The organism is Maribacter sp. R77961, from assembly GCF_044594925.1.
GTDB lineage: Bacteria > Bacteroidota > Bacteroidia > Flavobacteriales > Flavobacteriaceae > Maribacter.
The window spans coordinates 2,703,802-2,724,020 of sequence record NZ_CP138991.1 but is presented as its reverse complement, the minus strand read 5'-3'; the positions used below and the strand labels follow the sequence as shown (position 1 = coordinate 2,724,020).

General features: G+C 37.9%; 21 protein-coding genes. 4 read left to right on the top strand and 17 right to left on the bottom strand.

Features of this window, described 5'->3' with window-relative positions; all coding sequences use genetic code 11:
- The 14 genes from SJY09_RS11690 to SJY09_RS11625 all read right to left on the bottom strand — a co-directional run bounded on the left by SJY09_RS11690 (window position 1) and on the right by SJY09_RS11625 (window position 10,155).
- Entirely contained in the window at window positions 1–573 is a 573-nt protein-coding gene (locus SJY09_RS11690; protein ID WP_396635898.1) for a hypothetical protein, read from the bottom strand.
- A gap of 17 nt (window positions 574–590) precedes the next feature.
- A complete protein-coding gene (locus SJY09_RS11685; protein ID WP_396635897.1) occupies window positions 591–1,079 on the bottom strand; it encodes a DUF6428 family protein in 489 nt (162 codons plus the stop codon).
- Window positions 1,080–1,089: 10 nt separating this feature from the next.
- Window positions 1,090–1,413, bottom strand: a complete 324-nt coding sequence (locus SJY09_RS11680) for an ArsR/SmtB family transcription factor (protein ID WP_396635896.1) — start codon at window positions 1,411–1,413, stop codon at window positions 1,090–1,092.
- Window positions 1,414–1,495: 82 nt separating this feature from the next.
- Window positions 1,496–1,990: a YtxH domain-containing protein gene (locus SJY09_RS11675; RefSeq protein ID WP_396635895.1), complete on the bottom strand. Its 495-nt coding sequence runs from the start codon at window positions 1,988–1,990 to the stop codon at window positions 1,496–1,498.
- A 54-nt stretch (window positions 1,991–2,044) separates the two neighbouring features.
- Window positions 2,045–2,431, bottom strand: a complete 387-nt coding sequence (locus SJY09_RS11670) for a VOC family protein (protein ID WP_396635894.1) — start codon at window positions 2,429–2,431, stop codon at window positions 2,045–2,047.
- 42 nt (window positions 2,432–2,473) lie between these two features.
- Window positions 2,474–2,929 carry a DUF1801 domain-containing protein gene (locus SJY09_RS11665; RefSeq protein ID WP_396635893.1) on the bottom strand — a complete coding sequence of 152 codons (456 nt, stop codon included), beginning with the start codon at window positions 2,927–2,929 and terminating at the stop codon, window positions 2,474–2,476.
- Window position 2,930: 1 nt separating this feature from the next.
- On the bottom strand, window positions 2,931–3,440 hold the full coding sequence (locus SJY09_RS11660) for a DUF4199 domain-containing protein (protein ID WP_396635892.1): 510 nt from the start codon (window positions 3,438–3,440) through the stop codon (window positions 2,931–2,933).
- Between the two features lie 82 nt (window positions 3,441–3,522).
- Complete coding sequence (locus tag SJY09_RS11655; RefSeq protein WP_396635891.1) at window positions 3,523–3,933, bottom strand: response regulator transcription factor; 411 nt, start codon at window positions 3,931–3,933, stop codon at window positions 3,523–3,525.
- Window positions 3,934–3,942: 9 nt separating this feature from the next.
- Entirely contained in the window at window positions 3,943–4,881 is a 939-nt protein-coding gene (locus SJY09_RS11650; protein WP_396635890.1) for a 2-hydroxyacid dehydrogenase, read from the bottom strand.
- A 5-nt stretch (window positions 4,882–4,886) separates the two neighbouring features.
- Window positions 4,887–5,252, bottom strand: coding sequence for a cupin domain-containing protein (locus SJY09_RS11645; RefSeq protein WP_396635889.1), 366 nt, complete (start codon window positions 5,250–5,252; stop codon window positions 4,887–4,889).
- Between the two features lie 49 nt (window positions 5,253–5,301).
- On the bottom strand, window positions 5,302–6,654 hold the full coding sequence (mgtE, locus tag SJY09_RS11640; protein WP_396635888.1) for a magnesium transporter: 1,353 nt from the start codon (window positions 6,652–6,654) through the stop codon (window positions 5,302–5,304).
- Window positions 6,641–7,510: a 16S rRNA (adenine(1518)-N(6)/adenine(1519)-N(6))-dimethyltransferase RsmA gene (gene rsmA, locus SJY09_RS11635; RefSeq protein WP_396635887.1), complete on the bottom strand. Its 870-nt coding sequence runs from the start codon at window positions 7,508–7,510 to the stop codon at window positions 6,641–6,643. The genes mgtE and rsmA overlap by 14 nt, the downstream gene beginning before the upstream one ends.
- Window positions 7,511–7,642: 132 nt before the next feature.
- On the bottom strand, window positions 7,643–8,275 hold the full coding sequence (locus SJY09_RS11630) for a DUF4286 family protein (RefSeq protein ID WP_396635886.1): 633 nt from the start codon (window positions 8,273–8,275) through the stop codon (window positions 7,643–7,645).
- Window positions 8,276–8,394: 119 nt separating this feature from the next.
- Window positions 8,395–10,155 (bottom strand): tetratricopeptide repeat protein, encoded by a 1,761-nt coding sequence (locus SJY09_RS11625; RefSeq protein ID WP_396635885.1) that lies wholly within the window; start codon window positions 10,153–10,155, stop codon window positions 8,395–8,397.
- A 224-nt stretch (window positions 10,156–10,379) separates the two neighbouring features.
- On the opposite strand from SJY09_RS11625, the gene SJY09_RS11620 reads away from it, so the two are divergent.
- Window positions 10,380–11,687: a ComEC/Rec2 family competence protein gene (locus tag SJY09_RS11620; protein ID WP_396635884.1), complete on the top strand. Its 1,308-nt coding sequence runs from the start codon at window positions 10,380–10,382 to the stop codon at window positions 11,685–11,687.
- Window position 11,688: 1 nt separating this feature from the next.
- Here the strand turns inward: SJY09_RS11620 and serS are convergent, their stop codons facing one another.
- Window positions 11,689–12,960 carry a serine--tRNA ligase gene (serS, locus tag SJY09_RS11615; protein WP_396635883.1) on the bottom strand — a complete coding sequence of 424 codons (1,272 nt, stop codon included), beginning with the start codon at window positions 12,958–12,960 and terminating at the stop codon, window positions 11,689–11,691.
- An 89-nt stretch (window positions 12,961–13,049) separates the two neighbouring features.
- Here serS and SJY09_RS11610 point away from each other — a divergent pair, with 89 nt between their 5' ends.
- Window positions 13,050–13,430 (top strand): VOC family protein, encoded by a 381-nt coding sequence (locus tag SJY09_RS11610; protein WP_396635882.1) that lies wholly within the window; start codon window positions 13,050–13,052, stop codon window positions 13,428–13,430.
- Here SJY09_RS11610 and SJY09_RS11605 read toward each other — a convergent pair.
- Window positions 13,420–14,775: an HTTM domain-containing protein gene (locus tag SJY09_RS11605; RefSeq protein ID WP_396635881.1), complete on the bottom strand. Its 1,356-nt coding sequence runs from the start codon at window positions 14,773–14,775 to the stop codon at window positions 13,420–13,422. The genes SJY09_RS11610 and SJY09_RS11605 overlap by 11 nt on opposite strands.
- A 2-nt stretch (window positions 14,776–14,777) precedes the next feature.
- Window positions 14,778–15,704, bottom strand: coding sequence for a bifunctional riboflavin kinase/FAD synthetase (locus tag SJY09_RS11600; RefSeq protein WP_396635880.1), 927 nt, complete (start codon window positions 15,702–15,704; stop codon window positions 14,778–14,780).
- A gap of 52 nt (window positions 15,705–15,756) precedes the next feature.
- Between SJY09_RS11600 and SJY09_RS11595 the strand changes: the two genes are divergently transcribed.
- Window positions 15,757–19,533, top strand: a complete 3,777-nt coding sequence (locus tag SJY09_RS11595) for a reprolysin-like metallopeptidase (RefSeq protein ID WP_396635879.1) — start codon at window positions 15,757–15,759, stop codon at window positions 19,531–19,533.
- A complete protein-coding gene (locus SJY09_RS11590) occupies window positions 19,530–20,216 on the top strand; it encodes a hypothetical protein (RefSeq protein ID WP_396635878.1) in 687 nt (228 codons plus the stop codon). The genes SJY09_RS11595 and SJY09_RS11590 overlap by 4 nt, the downstream gene beginning before the upstream one ends.
- The last annotated feature ends 3 nt before the right edge of the window (window positions 20,217–20,219 follow it).

The window sequence follows — 20,219 nt, the reverse complement described above, 5'->3', positions numbered from 1 at the left end:
TCAACAACACGTAATTTTGGTTCTATAGCTATTCCATACCGACTGAGGTACTTTTAGTAGTAAAGCAAAGTGCAATAGCGCAAGAACAATGGCTCCTGGAATGATATTTATGCTGACGAAAGTGAACAGTTCTTTTGCCATTGAGTCTGCAAAAGTAGTAACGAAGACCAATCCTGCTTCAGTTACTTTTATTTTAAGCGCTAAAACCAGAATAATCGCGGCGAAGTGAAATGCATTCGAAAAAAGGTGGATGATATATTCCCATCTGGGTAGGCCACCCATAAAATTGCGACTTTCCTTTTCGGAGTAGGCATCTACGCTTAAAACCACTAAATCTAAAGCAACTAATGCAAGCCCAGCTAAGAAAAGCGGAAAGTTAGCTTCATTGATGAAAAGTGCCCAGACGATTAACGGAAAAAGTACAGCTCTTACCGCGTGAGTTTTGTGTTCAAAAACACTCTCTTCATGATTAAAAAGCCCATATTTGAAAATGTGTAGATAAAATCCATCATAGGTTGCGAGTATCATAAATAATACTATACAAGCCGTACTTAGTGTAAATAGAATTTCCATAGCTCAGTGCTTTATTGTTAGCAGCAACCTCCACCTGGAGCGCAGCTAGATGCTTCATTAGCTTCTAAAGCAACAGGAACTCCACATGTTTCGCGTGCTTTACAATCCGTTTTTTCAATGGAAAGTTTCATTGCCAGGTTGTTTTCATCAATTGTAAAATCAGCCACAAATAACTGCGCTGTGTGAAAATTGGCATTGCTGTACTCGAATTTTACTTCGACCTCTCTTTCCATAGGCTTGATGTTGTCTACTTTGTTCAAAATACCCAAGGCCTTGTAGGCAGACATGTATTCTTCTTTTTCATGCTCGTCTGGGCTTTCCCAAAGCTGAATTATGGTTTCTTTCCAGAAATCTACCCCAGCACCACAGTCGACTGAATCTATCGTGATGTTCTTTATTTCAGTAATGTGGTAATTAGCACCTACGAACTGACCTTCTTTGTATTCAAAAAGAAGACTTTTGTTGGGATTTTCTTTTAAGAGCGATAAAAATTCGTTTGTTTTCATAGTTTATGTTTTAACAGCAATTAAATTTAGTTTTATCAAAAAAGGAATTGAGAAGGTCTTGTATTTTCTTCCATTTCTTAAGGTTTATGCAATAGCAAACCCGCTTGCCCTCAATTTCCCCGGTAATCAGGTCAATACTTTTTAACTCCTTTAAATGTTGGGAGATGGTGGGTTGCGCCAAACCTATTTCATCTACAATGTCATTACAGATACAGGCTTCTTGCGTACTAATATATTGTAGTATGGCAATCCTGGCAGGATTGGAAAGTACTTTGAATATGGTAGCAAGCTCATTCTGTTTTGTATTGAATATTTGTGTCTTGGTTACACCCATGTAATATATTTATATATTGCAATATTACGATAATAAAATGAATAAAAAAAGTCAGACTTTAGAAAATCTGACTTTTTAGTATTTAAAGGCCTTTAAACCAATCTTGGAAATAAGTACCTACCAAAAATACTGGTTTTTGTTCTCCATTTATACAGCTGATAAGACTCATTAACCATAACACAAGAGGAAGTACCCAAGCTATTAGATTCAGAATTGGAATTAAACTTAAAACTAATCCTAACAACATAATTCCGAGGACCTGTCTTAAATAAAATGCCCCTATTTCAGTTTTGTTACTACTGTTCATAAAGTAGGCAATAACCCAACCTACTAAAGTCAAATGTGCTATGATTGCTATGGTTTTTCCACTATCAGGGTTATTAGGGTCAAAAGTTTCTTTGACATCTTCTTTAAAATCCTTTGCGGCTTCTTCTGCTTTGTCCGCAAAATCACCAGCTTTTTCTTTAGCATCGTCAAAGGCATCCTCTGCTTTATCTCCTAAATCTTTTGCTTTATCCTTGGCCGCATCAAACGCATCTTCCGCTTTATCCCCAAGGTCTTTGTTCTCTTCTGACATTTTAATTGTTTTTTGGTGGTTAAAATCTTTCTAAATGTAACAAATTAATGGCTATTATAGAAAAGCTTTATCAATAGGTTCCCAAAGTTCTAATTTGTTCCCGTCCGGGTCTAGTATCCACCCGAATTTGCCATAGCTGTATTCCTCCACTTCCCCTACGACGGTTACCCCTTCTTCCTTTAAAACTTTGAGCAGTTCTATGAGGTTCTCTACCCTAAAGTTCATCATAAAAGATGAGGTGCTTGGTTTAAAATATTCTGTATCAGCATTCATAGGACTCCATTGTGTGGAGCAGTCATTACCCTCCTTGTCCTTCCACCAAAATGTACAACCGTATTGATCCGTATTCAGACCCAAATGGTTGCCATACCAATCTTTAATTTTATTCGGGTCCTTGGTCTTAAAAAAGAAACCACCCAGCCCTGTTACTCTATTTTTCATTTTCTAGTTCTTTAGAAGTTTGTGATTTATGACGTATTTAAGTCATCTTTTTGTATTCTTTTCGTAAAGGCTTACCCAATCTTTTACGCTCATCTTGGTACAGAGTTCTCCAATAAGTTCGTAGGGAATGGTTTCCATATTCTTAAAACGGACACAACTTTTGCCTATATCTAATTTGGTCTTGACATGTTTAGGGTATTCGTCTACAAACCAATCATGTAACTTAGTATCGGCATAAATTCCAGAATGATATAAAGCCACGAAATTCTTTTGTGAGGCGAGGTTAATGAATGGTAACGGGAGTTTGGTATCGCAATGATAGCCATCAGGGTAGATTGAATGCGGTACCACCCAACCTAACATGCCATAACTCATTTGTTCTTTAAAACCTTCAGGAAGGTTCTTTGAAATAAGCTCACGTAATTTGGTTAGAACCGGTTGTCGGTCTTCAGGTAGCTGTTTGATGTAGTCGTCTGGTGAATCTGCCTTGTAGTTCATGCTAGTTGTTTTTACGTTGAAGTAGCAATGCTGAAAGCAATGAAATTATAAAACCAATTACAAAAACCATCATAGACATAATGAAAAAATGCATGAACGGATTCAAGAACATTTCTTTTTCAGCGTTTAATTCTTCTTTTCGAATCTCAAATTCTTCTGCAGGTAAAGTTTGCGCTTGTTCAAGCATACCCTCATAATAATCGGTCATAAAATCAGGATTTACGAATTTTACGTAAATGATATCCAATATTCCGAAAGCCACAGAAACTATTAGACTGATTAGTACACCAATGAGCAGGGCTTTAGCGAATGTTACTACTCCATTGTTTTCTCTATCTCGAAAATGTTTAATACCGAAAAAAACGAAGAGAAGTGATACTACCATTGACGAATAGCCAATGATTTCTCCCGTGGTATTATCAACAACCTTTACTAGGCTCCAAATCAAAATAGATAAGAGACAAATGGTGATAACCCCATAAAGACCGAAACGTAGTATTGTTTTTTTCATTTTTATAAGTTTAGGTGATTTACAGCAAATATATTTTGGTCTACCCAAAACAGTCTCATACTAAAGTACCGAAATGACGGTACTAAAGTATTTGCATCTCTTTGGCAATTTGAACGGCTTGGGTACGCCTTTTCGCATTCAGCTTTAATAAAATGTTCGAGACATGCGTTTTTATGGTGCTTTCAGAGAGAAAAAGCTTATCACCAATTTCTCTGTTCGATAAGCCTATGGAGATTTCTTTGAGTACTTCGTATTCTCTTTCGCTCAAATCCAAAGCTTTGATTTTACTCAGGTCAATTTCTCCCTCTGGTAACCTTTCTTGATGCAGGCTACGTTTATTTAAGTAAACACCAATGATAAAAAAGATGATAGCGACGGCGGCTATGAATAATTCAATTTTCAAGTCTCCGCTAACGAAGGCGTATTTGCTTATCTGAAAAAGAACCAATAACGACAGAATAAGCAGACCAAAAGTAACTACGGTTTTTTTCACCTTTTAAAGTTAACAAAACTTCTTTTTGATTTTATCGACTACAGTTTGCGCGAGTTTGACTTTGCTTTCAACGGTCCAACCGGCCACGTGCGGTGATAGAATTACATTTTCAGCGTTAATCAAATATTGGAAGGCACTTGGTAGTTCTTGGTCAGCGCACATATTTTCAAAAGAGGATTTTTCATATTCTAGTACATCTAAACCGGCTCCAAGAACTTCTCCAGTTTTTAAAGCTTCAACCAAGTCTGCGGTAACCACACATTTTCCTCGTGCCGTATTCAATAGCCAAAATGGATTCTGAAACCCATTTATAAATTCTGAATTAATCATGCCAATAGTCTGTTCGGTTTGGGGGGTATGCAAACTTATCACATCACTGCGTTGTTGTAGTTCTAAAATACCTACTTGTCGGGCATCTTCATTTCCGACACCGCCTAGAATATCATAACAAATAACTTCCACATCAAAGCCCTTTAATTTTTTAGCAAATGCCTTGCCCATATTACCGTAGCCTATAATGCCAACGGTTTTTCCATCTAATTCAATACCTCGGTTCCCCTCTCTATCCCAGGTGCCTGAACGTACTTCTTTATCAGCTTTGTTCAATTTGTTAATAAGGGAGAGTAGCATTCCCAGTGTATGTTCGCCAACAGCATTGCTATTTCCTTCCGGAGCCGCTGCTAAAAAGATACCCTTTGTTTTTGCATATTTAGTGTCTATATTTTCAAGACCTGCCCCAAGTCGACCAATAAATTTTAAGTTGGTCGCTTTATCTAAAAAATCGGCATCTATAGTAAATCTGCTGCGTATAATGAGTCCGTCGTAATGCTGTATCTTCTTTTCAATTTCTGCTTTTGATGACGTATAATCTTCATCATTCTGAAAATTTAACTCGGCGAATTGTTCTAATAACAAAGGATGATTTTTATCTACGTGCAGGACTTTCATTTATCTTATATTTTTGGATAATTGGTTTGGGTCATTTCATGGGTTACGTCTCCCGTGTGGGCAGTATCCTGTTTTTCAAATAGTAATAAGTGAACCTCTTCACCATTTTTGGTCGATGGGCAATGTTCTACTCCCTTTGGTACTACTATGATTTCGCCTTCGTTTACAACTTCCGTCCTATCTCTAAACTTCATATACATGGTGCCTTTTAACACTTGAAACAGTTCATCTTCGTTCTCATGTGCATGCCACACAAATTCTCCCTGTATTTTGGCTAGAATCACTTGCATATTGTCTACCGTAGCTATTTGGTGTGGGTGCCATTGTTTCGTGAAAACGGCATGTTTATCTTTTAGATTTATGGATTTCATAGTATTAAATTATGTTCGTTTATAAAGCTGCATGGGACAGCTATTTATTTTAAATACCTAAAATGAGCTTGGCAATCATAAAATAGATAAGTATTCCAAAAATATCATTACTGGTAGTAATGAAAGGTCCTGTAGCAATGGCAGGGTCTATTCCTCTTTTATGTAGGAATAAGGGCGTAAACGTACCAATGAAACCAGCAACAACAATTACGGCTATCAATGATGTAGATATAGCTAGAGCGGTTAGGAAGTCGCCCTTCCAAATCCATGTAAAAAGTAGTAATAAGGCTGCTAAAATTACGCCGTTCAATAGGGCTAATAGCATCTCTTTTATGAGCCGGTTTCCAACACTGCCTTTAATATCATCATTTGCTAAACCTTGTACAATAATAGCACTAGATTGTACCCCTACATTTCCTGCCATAGCCGCGATCAATGGGGTAAATAAAAATAGAATGGTGTATTTCTTGAACATTTCTTCAAAACCGCCCATAATAACAGCTGCTGCCGCACCTCCAAAAAGACCTAGGATAAGCCAAGGCAATCTTGCCCTTGTCAATTCCCATATGCTATCATCTGCCTCAACGTCTTGTGAGATACCGGCTGCCATTTGATAATCTTTATCCGCCTCTTCACGAATAACATCTACAATATCATCAATAGTGATACGGCCTACGAGTCTCCCTATTTCATCAATCACAGGGATGGCTTCTAAATCGTATTTAGACATTATTTTCGCTACCTCTTCTGGCTTTTCATTGACATTTACGGCATCTACCTTAGGAATGTATATTTCCCTGATATGTGTTTCCGTAGAGACAGTCAACAAATCTTTTAGGGAGAGCCTCCCCATTAATTTTTCTTCCTTGTCTACGACATAAATAGAGTGTACCCGGGTAACATTTTCTGCCTGAGAGCGCATTTCCTTTACACATTTTGTAACGGTCCAATTCTCGCTAACCTTTACCAGCTCTTTGGCCATTAGACCGCCGGCAGAGTTTTCATCATAGCGCAAAAGGTCTACAATATCTTTTGCATGGTCTCTGTCTTCAATCTCGGAGATAACCTCTTGCACAATCTCTTGGGGAAGTTCAGCAATGATGTCCGCAGCGTCATCGGTATCAAGTTCTTCTAGTTCTCCGGCAATTTCTTTTGAGGAAAGGTTTCCTAGAATGGCTTCCCGCACATCTTCATCTAACTCTGTAAGAACATCAGAAGTTTTATCGCTGTCCAGAAGCTTTATAAGATAGGTAGCCTCATCTTCATTAAGCTCATTAATGATTTCTGCGACATCTGCATAGTGCACTTCATCCAAGATAGCATTCAGTTGAGAATTCTCTTGGTTTTCTATAAGCTGTTCTATCTCGCTAACAAGTTCTTCTGAAAGTTTAAACGGTGTCATCTGCTATTTTCTTCGTCAACGCTATAAAATCAGCAACTGCCAGTTGCTCCGGGCGCTGGTCAAATATAGCATCTTCTTTGAGAATATCTGAAAGGGAAAAGGTTTTTAAGCTGTTGCGAAGTGTCTTTCTCCTTTGACCGAAAGCTGTTTTAACTACTCGGTAAAAGAGTTTTTCATCACAACCTATTTCAAAATCTGTTTTTCTGGTAAGTCTTAGCACCCCGGACTGAACTTTAGGCGGTGGGTCAAAAACTTGTGGGTGCACCGTAAAAAGATATTCTGCCTCATAGAAGGCTTGGGCCAGTACGGAAAGAATTCCATAGGTTTTACTACCTTCCGGAGCGCAAATACGTTGCGCAACTTCCTTTTGGAACATTCCAGAAAACTCTGGAACTTGCGCACGCATTTCTAGCATTTTAAAAACAATTTGTGTTGAGATGTTATAAGGGAAGTTCCCGGTAATGGCAAATTGTTCTTCTCCAAATAGTTCTTTCATATTGTACTTAAGGAAATCACCTTCGATTACCTTGAAAGAATTTGATCCTTGTAATACCTTTGGATGTTCTAAAGGAAAACTATGATTAAGGTAAATAATGGAATCTGAGTCTAAATCCATAGCAACCAAATCTATATCCTGTAGCAAAAGATACTTGGTTAACACTCCTGTTCCCGGACCAATTTCGATAACATTTTTATAATTTTCAAAGGATAAGGTCTCTGCAATCTGCCTAGCAATACCTTCATCTTTCAAAAAATGCTGCCCTAGATATTTTTTTGCCTTAACAGGACTGGCTTGCGTTGCTTTGCCCTTATTCCCGTAAAAATCGTTTTTGTTCTTCTTCCTCTTTTTCCCCATACCTTCATTTTACTCGATAATCGAGATTTAAGCCCGCCTGCCGTACAGGCAGGTACTCTGACACTTGTATCGAATTTAAACGTGATCTTCCTTTCAATACCTCGCGGACTTACCCTATAATAATTTACTACGCTATTTTGCAATATACGTCCATGCTTTTTTGTTGGAACCTAATATAACTTCAATCCGTTTATAAGCAACACCTTCATACTCATCTGCTTTTTGTAATTCTTCCGGTGTTAGTACATATACTTTACCTCTTATTATATCTTGTTCATTTTTAGTATGTTCCAGGGTAGGGTATAGGTCAGCGACTTTGTGATCAGAAATCCTATATTCCGAAAGCTCATCTTTTAATCCGCCTAATAACCTAGAAAAAACCCCTAATTGCACCTCTTTTTCCAGCAAGGTGCCGTAGGTGAATAAATGTTGTGTAGCAGTGGGTTTTTGGACAAAAAATTCGTCTAAAATTTCTAATTCTGTTCTAAAGGAAACTAGTTTTCCTGCGAAGAGTGTTTGCGTATCTTTTCTTAGTCTAGGAGCATCTTCTTTATAATATTTTTCTAAGGTGACTTTATCCTTTACAGTAAATTGAACGGAATAGGTAACACCACCCATATCTTCTTCTACCAAAACTTTAGTCATTTTAGCGCTTAAAAATTTCCCGGTTCCTAAAACATCCGGTATGTGTTTTGTTTGCATCCAATGTATCCATTCGTTTTCAGATGCGATTTCAATATTGGTAGTAACGTTATATATGTACATTGGCCCCTCTCTTATCTCCCCAAAGGGGGTAGGATTAGTATTTCTTTGTTTATAGCTGCCAAGATAATTTATTTTGGAATTAAAAGTCCATCCCCTTGGGAAGGATTTAGGATGGGCTTTTAATTGATTGCATCTCCACGTAGCATTCTAAAATTTTTACGGGCCTGGGGAAAGTAATAACTGTCTTGATAATTATAAATTATCTTTTCGTAGTGGCTCTTGGCTTTCTCAGGCTTATCAAATATTTTTCGATACAATTCTCCTAAAGCAAAATGAGCATCGTCTGCTAAAATACCATTGCCATAGAATTCTATTATTTTTTGGTAATTGAACTCAGCGGATTCATACTTTTTTTGTGCTTCAAAAAGTTGTGCTTGTTTTAAAAGTACCTCATCCTCAATTTTTTCCCCTTTGTGATTTTGGAGTATGTCTTCTAAGACTTCAATTGCCACTTTAGTTTTATTTTGATAGGCTAAAAAATCTGCCCTAGCATATTTCTTTAATGCGGTTTGGGTAGAATCTTCCAGTGAATTGTCAGATATTAAAAGACTTAATTGCATAGCATCATTGGCAATTAGTTGTGAGGTAGAGCTGCGCAATACTTTTAGTTGCGTAAGGGCCCAGTCAAAATCACCTTTATAAAAACTGGTTTCGGCAACTTTATATCTTGCGTTCTGGCCAAGGACATCGTTCTTTAGTTTTTTTTGAATCTGAGAAAAATAGATAAGGGCCTCATTAAATTTTCTGTTGTATACCAAAACGTCTCCCAAGGTAAGTTTCAGATAGGCTGTTCCTCTGTCATTTAGAGGCAATTCTAAACTATTTTTCAGTAGTTTAATCGCTAATTCCGGGTTGTCGTTTTTAAAGGTCAGGAATTTAGCATAAGCTACTTGTAGTTGAAGGGTTTGGGTCCTGTAGCCGTATTCTTCTATAAGTTCTTCATACCTTTTTTGAATGGAGGGGTAGTCACTTTTTTTAGCGTTTAACAACTCGATGTCCAATAAATTAAGGTTGGCCTCTAGGCGTGTAACTTCATTACTTGTTTCTTTAATAATATAATTAAATATGTCCTGAGCAATTTCAGTTTCCTCTTCATCAAGCGTGGTCTTAGCTAAGTTTTCTAACCGTAGGGTCGTGCTTCCATCCATACGCCTGTAAATTGCTTTTTCTTGCCTAAAAGCACTGTTGTACTGACCTTGTTGAACAAATAGCCAGCTTAAAAGTTCGTTCCATACAATATCTGGTGTTTTTTGTGCTTTCTCGAGTAGGATTTGCTTAAGCAATATATTGTTGTAGTTTTCGGAGTCTGCGGTAATAAAATCATCTATATTTCTAAGAATGTTGGACTTTGAGGTTTTTCCATTACTCATTAAATCCAAATAGGAACGGTACATTTTATCAATGTTACCCTGCTCACCATAAATACGTGCCAATTGAAAACTATAATCCAAAACGGGATTCAGTTCCATGGCTTTGGTATAGGCTAGAACGGCCTTGTCCAACAGGCTATATTTTTGAAATTGATACCCTATGGCATAACCATAATTTGGATTTTGCTCAATAACCTGAAGGGCTTGCGAATAATAAGCATCTGCCTTATCGGTAATTTCCTGTAGTGTGAAATTATAACCTAATTCTATAAATACACTTGGGTGTGGATTTCTAAGTTCTAGCTGTTTCAAAAGAAATACCTCCGCATCTTCATAACGTTCTAGTTGCTGGTAACAAGAAATTAAACCTTTTTGATAATCTGTTCTTCTGGGATTTTTCTCTGTTAGTTTTTCATAAAAAACAAGTGCTTTTTCAAAATCACCATCAGCAAAGTACTGTTTGGCCAGAAAGTCTTCTTGGGAAAACCCTGATGCCACTATAAAAAGCATGAAAAACAGAAAAAGTTTTAAGCGCATATTCAAAGATAAGGAGAATGCTAAAAGAGGATGTTAAATAAATAGCAAGAGTATGCTAATAGCAACCGGAATGTAAAAATTTTTAATGGATGCAATACCACAAGTACACTAGATACTACCATTTGTAAAGTACCATGATAACCAAAACATTTAAAGACTTAACTTAAAAGAATAAATAGAATAAAACTTACTGTAAAATGGAAAAGCGATTTTTAAGTTCAAAAACAAAACGCTTCTATTTCAATAATGGTGAAGAAGATATTAGTTATGTTGCTATTCATGGAGATGAATTAGAAATAGATTCATCACAGGATGGGACAACCGCTAAAAGGAGAGATGCCATTTATAGGGGCAGACAGGGAAAATTAGCTGCAAATTCACCGATGTCTTCAAAACGTAGTATGGAATGCTATTTTCTGGATATTGGACAAGGAGATGCTTCTTTTATAGTAACACCGAATAATAAAAAAATACTTGTGGACGGTGGTTTAAAGGATAGGGCTTTGGGCTTCTTAATTTGGAAATACAGATTGGATAAGCCAAATACTAAAGTAGTTATAGACCATTTATTCTTAAGTCATGCCGATAAGGATCATGTAGTTGGACTGATACCTTTATTGGAACACCCTAGAATACAGGTAAAGAATATTTATCATAATGGTATTGGGCTCTACGAAGCTGGCCATAATACGGAATTGGGAACAACGGTACATAATAAATTGATTACCATTCATAATTCGGTACAGGATCTTGACGGAGCACAATTAAAAGCCGGTTTTAAGAAATGGATTGATGCCGTTAAAACATCCATGGCAAATTATAGAAGATTGGATGCCTCAAATGGTTTTCTACCAATAGGCGATGCTAGTGTTCAATTAGAAGTGCTGGGGCCTATTTTGGAACCAGATAATACACTGAAATGGTTTGGAGGTAAATCGCATACCATAAACGGACACTCCTTAATTTTTAGAATTGATTATAAGCATGTACGCACTTTTTTTTCGGGAGATTTGAATGTGGAAGGAAGTGAGCATTTGTTGGCAATCCCAGGAAACAACTTAAAGGTAAATGCACAAATTTTTAAGGCGCCGCATCATGGTAGTCATGAGTTCTCACAAGAGTTGCTGCATCAAGTAAATCCCATGGTAACAATAGTGTCATCAGGTGAAACACCAGACCATGGTCATCCACGTGCAGTATTTCTCGGTGGATTGGGGTTGGCGGGCAGAGGCAGGATGCCGTTAATTTTTTCTACTGAACTTTCGGCACTATTCGTAGATGCAGGAGATACCGAAGCTGAGGCGCATGCCATCTCTGAAATCACTACGATGGACGGGTTAGATTTCTCTAATTCTGCCGCCAATGCTGAGGCCAGACAGCGCTTCAAAAAAATATTACCGGGAATTATCAATGTACGAACAGACGGCGAAAAGATTTTTGCCTTTAGACGTGTTCAAATGGGATACCAATGGGAATCCTATGCGCTAAAATATAATGATCTATAGCTTAATCTATCTTATCAAATCCACAATAGGGAACCAATACTTCTGGTATTTGAATACCGTCCGCTGTTTGATAGTTCTCTAAAATTCCCGCTAAAACCCTTGGTAAAGCTAAAGCACTTCCATTTAAGGTGTGCGCCAATTGGTTTTTTCCGTTTTCGTCCTTGTATCTTAACTTTAATCGGTTGGCTTGGTACGTTTCAAAATTAGAAACAGAGCTTATTTCTAACCAACGGTCTTGCGCAGTAGAAAATACCTCAAAATCGTAGGTGAGCGCGGCTGTAAAACCTAAATCTCCGCCGCATAATCGCAAGACCCTATACGGTAGTTTAAGTTCGCGTAAAATGTTCTTAACGTGTTCTACCATACCGTCTAAAGCCTTGTAGGAGTTTGAAGGGCGTTCAACACGTACAATTTCTACTTTATCGAATTGATGTAACCTATTTAATCCTCTTACATGAGCGCCGTAGCTGCCAGCTTCTCTCCTAAAACACGGAGTGTATCCGGTATAACAAATTGGAAATTCCTTTTCATCGGCAATAACGTCCCTAAAAATATTTGTTACGGGAACTTCTGCAGTTGGTATTAAGTACAGGTCGTCTGCTGTAACATGGTACATTTGACCCTCTTTGTCCGGTAATTGTCCCGTGCCATAGCCTGATAGTTCATTCACTAAATGAGGTACTTGTATCTCGGTATAACCCGCCTCGGTATTCTTATCCAGAAAATAAGCGATTAATGCACGTTGTAGGCGAGCTCCTTTTCCTTTATACACAGGAAAGCCCGCTCCGGCTATTTTCACCCCTAGTTCAAAATCTATAATATCATACTTTTTGGCCAGCTCCCAATGTGGCAACGCATTTTCCACAAGTTCGGGAATAGTTCCCTCTTTAAAGATTTCTTCATTATCATCGTCCGTGTTTCCATTAGGTACAGACGGGTGTGGAATATTAGGAATTTGATACAGTAAAGTCTTTAGTTCTTCCGCAGCGGTATTTAAATCATCGCCTAATTTTTTAGATTCTTCCTTTAAGCCGGCTGTTTTTTCTTTCAAAATAGTAGCTTCCTGGGCTTTTCCAGTTTTGTACAGCACACCAATTTCCTTGGAGAGACTATTGGATTCTGCCAAAACAGTATCTAAACGTGTCTGAGTGGTACGTCTTTTTTCATCTAACTGTAGCACGTTTTCAAGTAGAGTGCTCCCATTGATATTACGCTTTTTAAGTGCGTCTATCATTTGGTCTTTTTGCTCGCGGATAGCCTGTAGCTGTAACATCTGTTAAATCTTTAAGAGTACAAATTTAAGTTAATCTTTCGGTTTATAATAGATATCTTTGTGGTGTATATCGATGAAACAAGTATGTTATGGTTTTTGAGCATTTTGCGGTTAATGTTGCTAATGTGACTAAGGTAGTACAATGGTATACGACTAATTTGGGTCTAACGATAGCTTCTCAACAAGAGGTGTCACCCTTTATGACTTTTCTAAAAGATTCTTCAGGACGCGTGGTATTTGAGTTTTATCAAAGAACCGATGCTCCCATGACCAATTTTTTGAAAGAACATCCGGCTACTTTTCACGTAGCTTTTATCTCTGAGAACATTAAAAAAGACAAGGCTCGTTTAGAAAAGGCGGGTGCTATTTTCGTAGAGGAAGTTTTAAAGGAAGACGGCACTTACTTAATTATGCTTCGCGACCCATTTCATATGCCGCTGCAACTTTGTCAACGAGCTGTTAGTTTGTAGGTTTGTTAGCTTTACTCTCGGTGTCTCGGTTTAGTTTGGAGGGTAATATCCAATCATGATGCTTATAGGGGTTCCAAGGGGTATTTGCTAAATCTGTTTTTGAGTCTATGAAAGGAACATGCGGTCTTCCGTTTATACTAATGGTAGATTCAATGAGGTATACCGCTATTTTTTCTCCATTCTGGGAATATTCTTTTTTCATATAGTTGGCAAATTGCCATGCGAAATCAGGATAAGAAAACACCTTCCGTTTTTGACTCTGATTCAAATAGTCATCAGTACGAATAAAAATCTGTTTTCCTGTGGTATGGTTCACCACTTTAAAGTGACCTCTACCATTTCTGCTGCGAAGCATCATACGCCAACTCATTCTATGACCTTCTTCCGTCCAAAGCACATTGTCCTTTATGGTATGGTGGCGTAAGGGTAACAATGCTTGAACGATAAAATACATTCCAAATCCCAGTAAAAATGATGTTTTAAAGGAGGGGTAACTTATTTTTTCAGCGAAACATCGAGTTTTGTTTTTAAAGAAAATTTTTCGGATTGTTTCTGTTTCAAAAAAGAAAACACTGAACGCTAAGGACAAATAGGGGAATATGCCGATCTGGAAAACAATGGAATTGAACAAATGGAAAAAGATAGATAGGAAGAATGCAATTTTGCGAGTAGGTTTCCAAAGCAAGGCAGGAATAATAAATAAATCGAACAGAATACCTACAGTACCAATTATCTTATGCGCCCATGGTTCTTGAAGGATCTCTCCAATTAAAAAGTAATCTGCTTTTGGTCGCATCAAGATTTTTATCATCCCAAAATCTAACCAATCTCCATATAGTTTTGCTATCGAGGCGTATACGTAAACAATTAGGAGTTGTAGTACAATTATCCATTTTACATAAGCGTACATGGAATCCTGTTTTGATACCATGTTGGTTCTAGCGTCTATGGAATAATTCCTGTGCGCTGGAAAAAGGCACATCAAAAAAGAAATTAAAATCAATAAATAATAGTGATTGTTATAAGCTGTTTTTTGCATGAGATACACCGCTGCCCAGAGTATTGTAAAGACAATAATACTAAAGCGATATTTATACCCTAGGGCAATACAAATTCCTAATGTACCCATAATAGCAAAGTAGAAATACATACCGGGTCCGGCTAAATGCTGAAGCCATTCAAAATCAATGAAAGGAAAAGTAAACTGCGGAGTTACAAGGTTTCTTTTAACCCATCCCGTAAGTAGCGCACCGAAACATTCTAATGAAACCAGTATACCAAAAAAGATTCGAAAAATTAGTAGCGAACTGTTGTCTATTCTCTGAAATAACAACCTATTCAACATATTTATCCGGATATAAATTGAAGGGCATTTTTACGATCTAAGGCCAGTTGTTGCTTAAGTGCTTCTAAAGATTCAAATTTATATTCATCCCTAAGCCGATGCAGCATATTTACCTGAATTTTCTGTTCGTACAAATCTTTCTCAAAATCAAAGAAGTGAACTTCAATAGATTGTACCTTGCCGTTTACAGTAGGATTATAACCAATGTTCATCATCCCATAAACGGTAGTCTCATTTAAAACGCTACTAACGGTATAAGCACCAGTTTTTGGTATGAGTTTATAATCTTCTGTAATGGCTAAATTTGCAGTAGGAAAATGAAGTTGCCTGCCGAGTCCTTTTCCTTTTTGAACTGTTCCTGTTAGCATATATTCATAACCTAAATACATATTCGCCGTTTCAATATCACCGCTTTCAAGTGCCTTTCTGATTTTTGTGGAACTAACGGATACATCGTCAATTTCCTGTGCGGGGATTTCTTCTACCTCAAAATCGAGGGTTTTGCCAAATGAAATAAGGTCTGAGATATTAGCGTTTCTGTTTCGCCCAAAACGATGGTCGTAACCAATGATAATTTTTTTTGATTTAAGCTTGTTTACCAAAAGGTCCCTAACAAATTCAGTAGCGGAAAGTCTAGAAAATTCTTTGGTAAATGGGTGTATTACTAAAATATCCAAGCCCATATTTTTGAGGATGGCTATTTTTTCATCAATGGTATTTAATAATTTAATATCCGTATCTTTTTGTAGTACCATTCTGGGATGAGGAAAAAATGTAAGTACCGCAGATTTTAGTCCAGCATCTTTGGCATGATTTATGACCTTTTCCAGTATTTTCCGGTGACCAATATGAACACCATCAAAAGTGCCAATAGTAATGGCAACAGGATGTTGTTGGTTGTATTTGGAAATGCTACGGACTGTATTCACCTGTATTGGAAAATAAAAGAACTATATTTGATTCTGAGATAAAAGCCCCTCAATGATTACAAAATTACGTCTAGTTTTCTCAATTACCATAGCATTTCTTTCCTTTTATGGGGCTGCGCAGAGTAATTATTGGAAAGGGGCGGAATTAAGTAGTGTCGGTAACCAAATATTACGTACTAAACTATCAGTTGAAGAAATAAAGGTTTTCAATTTAGACGATACACTTTTCCGGGCCAAGCTTGCTCAAAATCAGGTAGAACATAATTCTATCGTTTATTTTCCTGACGATAGTGGTAAACAGATTGCTTTTAGCGTCTCAGAGGCAAATGTTTTCTCTAAGGAGTTGTCCGTAAAATATCCAAACATAAAGTCTTACCGAGGCAAAAGCATGGATAATAGCACCAAACGGATTCATTTTAGTGTTTCCCCTAAAGGAATACAGAGTATGATGACAGGGCGGGGAGAAAAAGGCATGTTATTCATGCAGAAGGGTATAGGTGAAACATATGTATTGTACAACCGTAATAAGCATTCGGAAAAAGATAATGGGTTCATTTGTAAAACGGCCCCCAAACTTCTTGAACAGAATTTATCTTCAAGTGCAAAATTAGTGGATGACCGAACCTTAAGGAAATTTAGGGTCGCCATTGCGGCATCTGGAGAATATACGAATTATCATGGGGGCACTAAGGCCGATGCTTTGGCGGCCATTAACGCTACGTTGACTCGTGTGAACGGTATTTTTGAGCGGGACCTTGGGGTAACCTTAGAACTTATTGGAACTACGGACGAGGTTATCTATACGGATGGGGAAACAGACCCGTTTACGGGAAGTTTAAGTTCTCAGACCCAAAATGTACTTACAAGTGTTCTCGGTGAAGCCAGTTATGATATTGGTCACCTTTTTAACCAAAAAGACGACACCCTGGATGGTAATTCTGGTTTTATAGGTTCGGTCTGTAGGGATAACAGAAAAGGCAGTGCTTATGCCACTTTTTCGGATCCCGAGGGTGATCTTTTCGACATTGATCTCGTAGCTCATGAAATAGGACATCAATTTGGTGCCAATCATACCTTTTCTCATCTTTCTGAAGGAACTTCTGTTCAGGTAGAGCCGGGCAGTGGAACCACAATTATGGGTTATGCCGGTATTACTGGAGTAAACAACGTAGCCTCTAATAGTGATGACTATTTTCATTATGCCAGTATTCTTCAAATAAGAGAGTATCTAGAGACCGTTTCCTGCGGTGAGACCATAGACTTGACCAATGTGCCTCCAGTTCTCAATCCGGTTCAGAATTATATCATTCCAAGAAGTACGGCTTTTGTTTTAACGGGAAATGCTTCGGATACAGATGTAGGGGATATCATTACTTACGCCTGGGAACAAATAGATAATGGTATCATCACTCAGGCCACCTTTGGTCCCACCAGTCCAACGGGAGCCATGTTTCGCTCTTTCCCGCCTACTACGGCCCCAGAGCGTTATTTTCCTAATTTGGATAGGATTCTATCCGGTAACTTAACGCAGACTAATCCTGGTTTGGGAGACGCATGGGAAACAGTTTCTGAAGTAGAGCGAAATTTAAATTTTTCGTTAACGGTTAGGGATAATGCTTTGAACGGCGGACAATTGGTCTCTGATGAAGTTTCTGTTTTGGTAAGCAATGATGCTGGCCCTTTTGTAGTTACCTCCCAAAATGTAGCCTTGTCTTATATTGCAGGTGAAGTACAAACGATAAGTTGGGATGTGGCTAACACCAATTTAGCCCCCATTTCTGCTGAAACTGTTGATATTTTTCTGTCTACAGATGGTGGGCTTACTTATCCTACGCTTGTTGCTGAAAATGTACTTAATGATGGTACTCATGATATTGTAATTCCTGCACAACCTACATCCTCTGCAAGGTTTATGATAAGAGCTACAAACAATATATTTTTTGCGGTAAATAGTGTTGATTTTTCCATTGTAGCATCGGAGGTAGTGCTCAACTTCAATGAGCTCGAATATGAAATTTGTAAACCGGATGATTTAGTAGTTAGCTTTAATTATGAAACGTACCTCGGTTTTTCTGAAGAAAGTAGTTTTAGTATAGCTTCCTTGCCTACTGGTTTAAATGCTACGTTTTCCCCGCTTACCGCTAGTACCACCAACACCCCAATAGCTATAACTTTTTCAGGAACGAATAATGTGCCCATAGGTTCTTATCCTTTAACGGTGCGGGCAACATCACCAAGTATTACGAAAGAACTAGAAATTACCCTAAATATTTACGATACCACTTTTTCTGAAGTGGTATTGGTTGCACCTACGGATGGAATCTTAGACGCTTCGAAGGACCTAACCTTGGAATGGGAGTCCAATGTTCAGAATACTTCATATGAGTTACAAATTGCTACTGATGCCGCTTTTACCAATATTGTTGAATCCCCAATGGTAAGGACCAGTTTTTATATGCCAACTGCTTTAGAAAACAACACCCAGTATTTTTGGAGGATAAAACCGGTTAATGGTTGTGGAGAAGGAGTTTTTGGAACGTCTAGAACTTTTACTACCATAGATTTCAACTGCATTTCACAAGATGCATTTGGACTTCCTTTGGATATCTCATCTACTGGTACGCCGACCATTATTTCTAGAATATCATTTTTTGAGGATTTACCCTTGGCGGACTTAAATGTAAATCTAGATTTAGAGCATAGTTTTTTGGCCGACTTGGTCGTAAGTCTTACCTCGCCAGCGGGTACAACCGTAGTTTTGGTGTCAAGTTCCTGTGGAGAGGCTAGGAATATCAATGCAATCTTTGATGACGATGCCTTGCCCTTTACATGTACTGGTAATCCTGCAGTTAATGGTATGGTTAGACCATTAGGAACATTAAGCTCTTTTAACGGGGAATCTATTTTAGGAGAATGGATTTTAGAAGTTAAAGACAACGCGCCTTCAGATGGGGGTAGGCTAAATTCATTTTCTTTAGAAGTTTGTGTAGAAGGGGATTTTAGGCCCGATGCTGATAATGATGGTGTTTTTGATGATGGTGATGACCTTTGTTTGGATACGCCAACAGGACAAGAAGTAGATGCTTCTGGATGTCCTATATTCCGATTTCCTACTGAAAATTTTAGTATTAGCTTACAAAGTGAAACCTGTAGACCAAATAACGATGGTCAGATTCAAATAGAGGCCAAGGTTGGACTAGACTATGAGGTTATAGTGACTGGTGAAGGGGTTAATGTTGTGCAAAATTTTACCGATTCCTTTATGCTTCCTAATTTAAGTGCTGGTACTTATGCTATTTGTATAACGGGTACGGACGGCACTATTATTTATGAAGAGGAATGTTTAGATGTTGTTATTATGGAGCCAGATATTTTAGACGTAAGTGCAGTAGTTTCTTTAGACAACAATGCGTTAGTGGTTAATTTACAAGGTTCAACATTGTATAATGTGGAGTTAAACGGTATTGTACAACAAACCGAGCTTTCTGAGATAGCTTTAGAGCTAAAAGATGGTGTAAATGTATTAAAGGTTTCTACTAATTTGCCATGTCAAGGCGTGTATGAAGAGGAGGTTGTAGTGGCCAGTAGTAGTTCTCCCGTGGTTTTTCCAAATCCATTTTCTGAATATATTGATGCGTATTTGGGTACGGAATCTGGGACTATCATGTTAAATGTTTTTAGTGTTGATGGAAGATTGGTTAAAAGTCAGAGCTTGACTATTGAGGGGCCAGCTACAAGAATAGATCTTAGCGAACTTTTAACAGGTTTGTACTATGTACAATTCCTTGGAAGTAATAGTAAAGGAACCGTAAAAGTGATTAAAAGATGATGCGCTATATTTCACTAGTTATAATCTTATTCGTTACAATTACTAGTTGTAAAAAGAAGAATAGTCCAAAACCACCAGGGCAGGTACAGCTTATTTTCCCGGATAGGAATTCTGAATGTACTACAGGTCAGAGTTTAAATGCAGAAACAAGTCAAGTAGAGTTCCGATGGGGGGAAGGAGCAAATGTGCAGACGTATGAGCTTAGGGTTACCAATATAAATACAGGAACCGTACAAACCATTACTACCGCTAGCACATCTGCAAGATTACCAATTGCTAAAGGAGAGCCATTTTCTTGGTTTGTACGATCTAAGAACAATGAGGTTCCCGAAACAGTTTCCAGTGAAATCTGGAATTTTTATAATGCAGGTTCAATAACAACATTTGCTCCTTTCCCTGCGGATATTTTGTCCCCAAGAATGTCAGAAAATGTATTTAAGGACGTAAACAATGAAATTACCTTGTCCTGGTCTGCCTCTGACCTTGATGACGATATTCTGGAGTATGAAGTGTATGTTTCTGTTGAAACTCCACCAGGGAATCTGATTGGCACGCTTCCTGAAGACGAAACCACATTAAAAGTTAGCGTGGCACCTAATACGGTCTACTATTGGAGTGTAATCACTATAGATGAAGAAGGAAACGCTACGAACTCAGGAATTTACAGTTTTAAAGTCCTTTAGGTT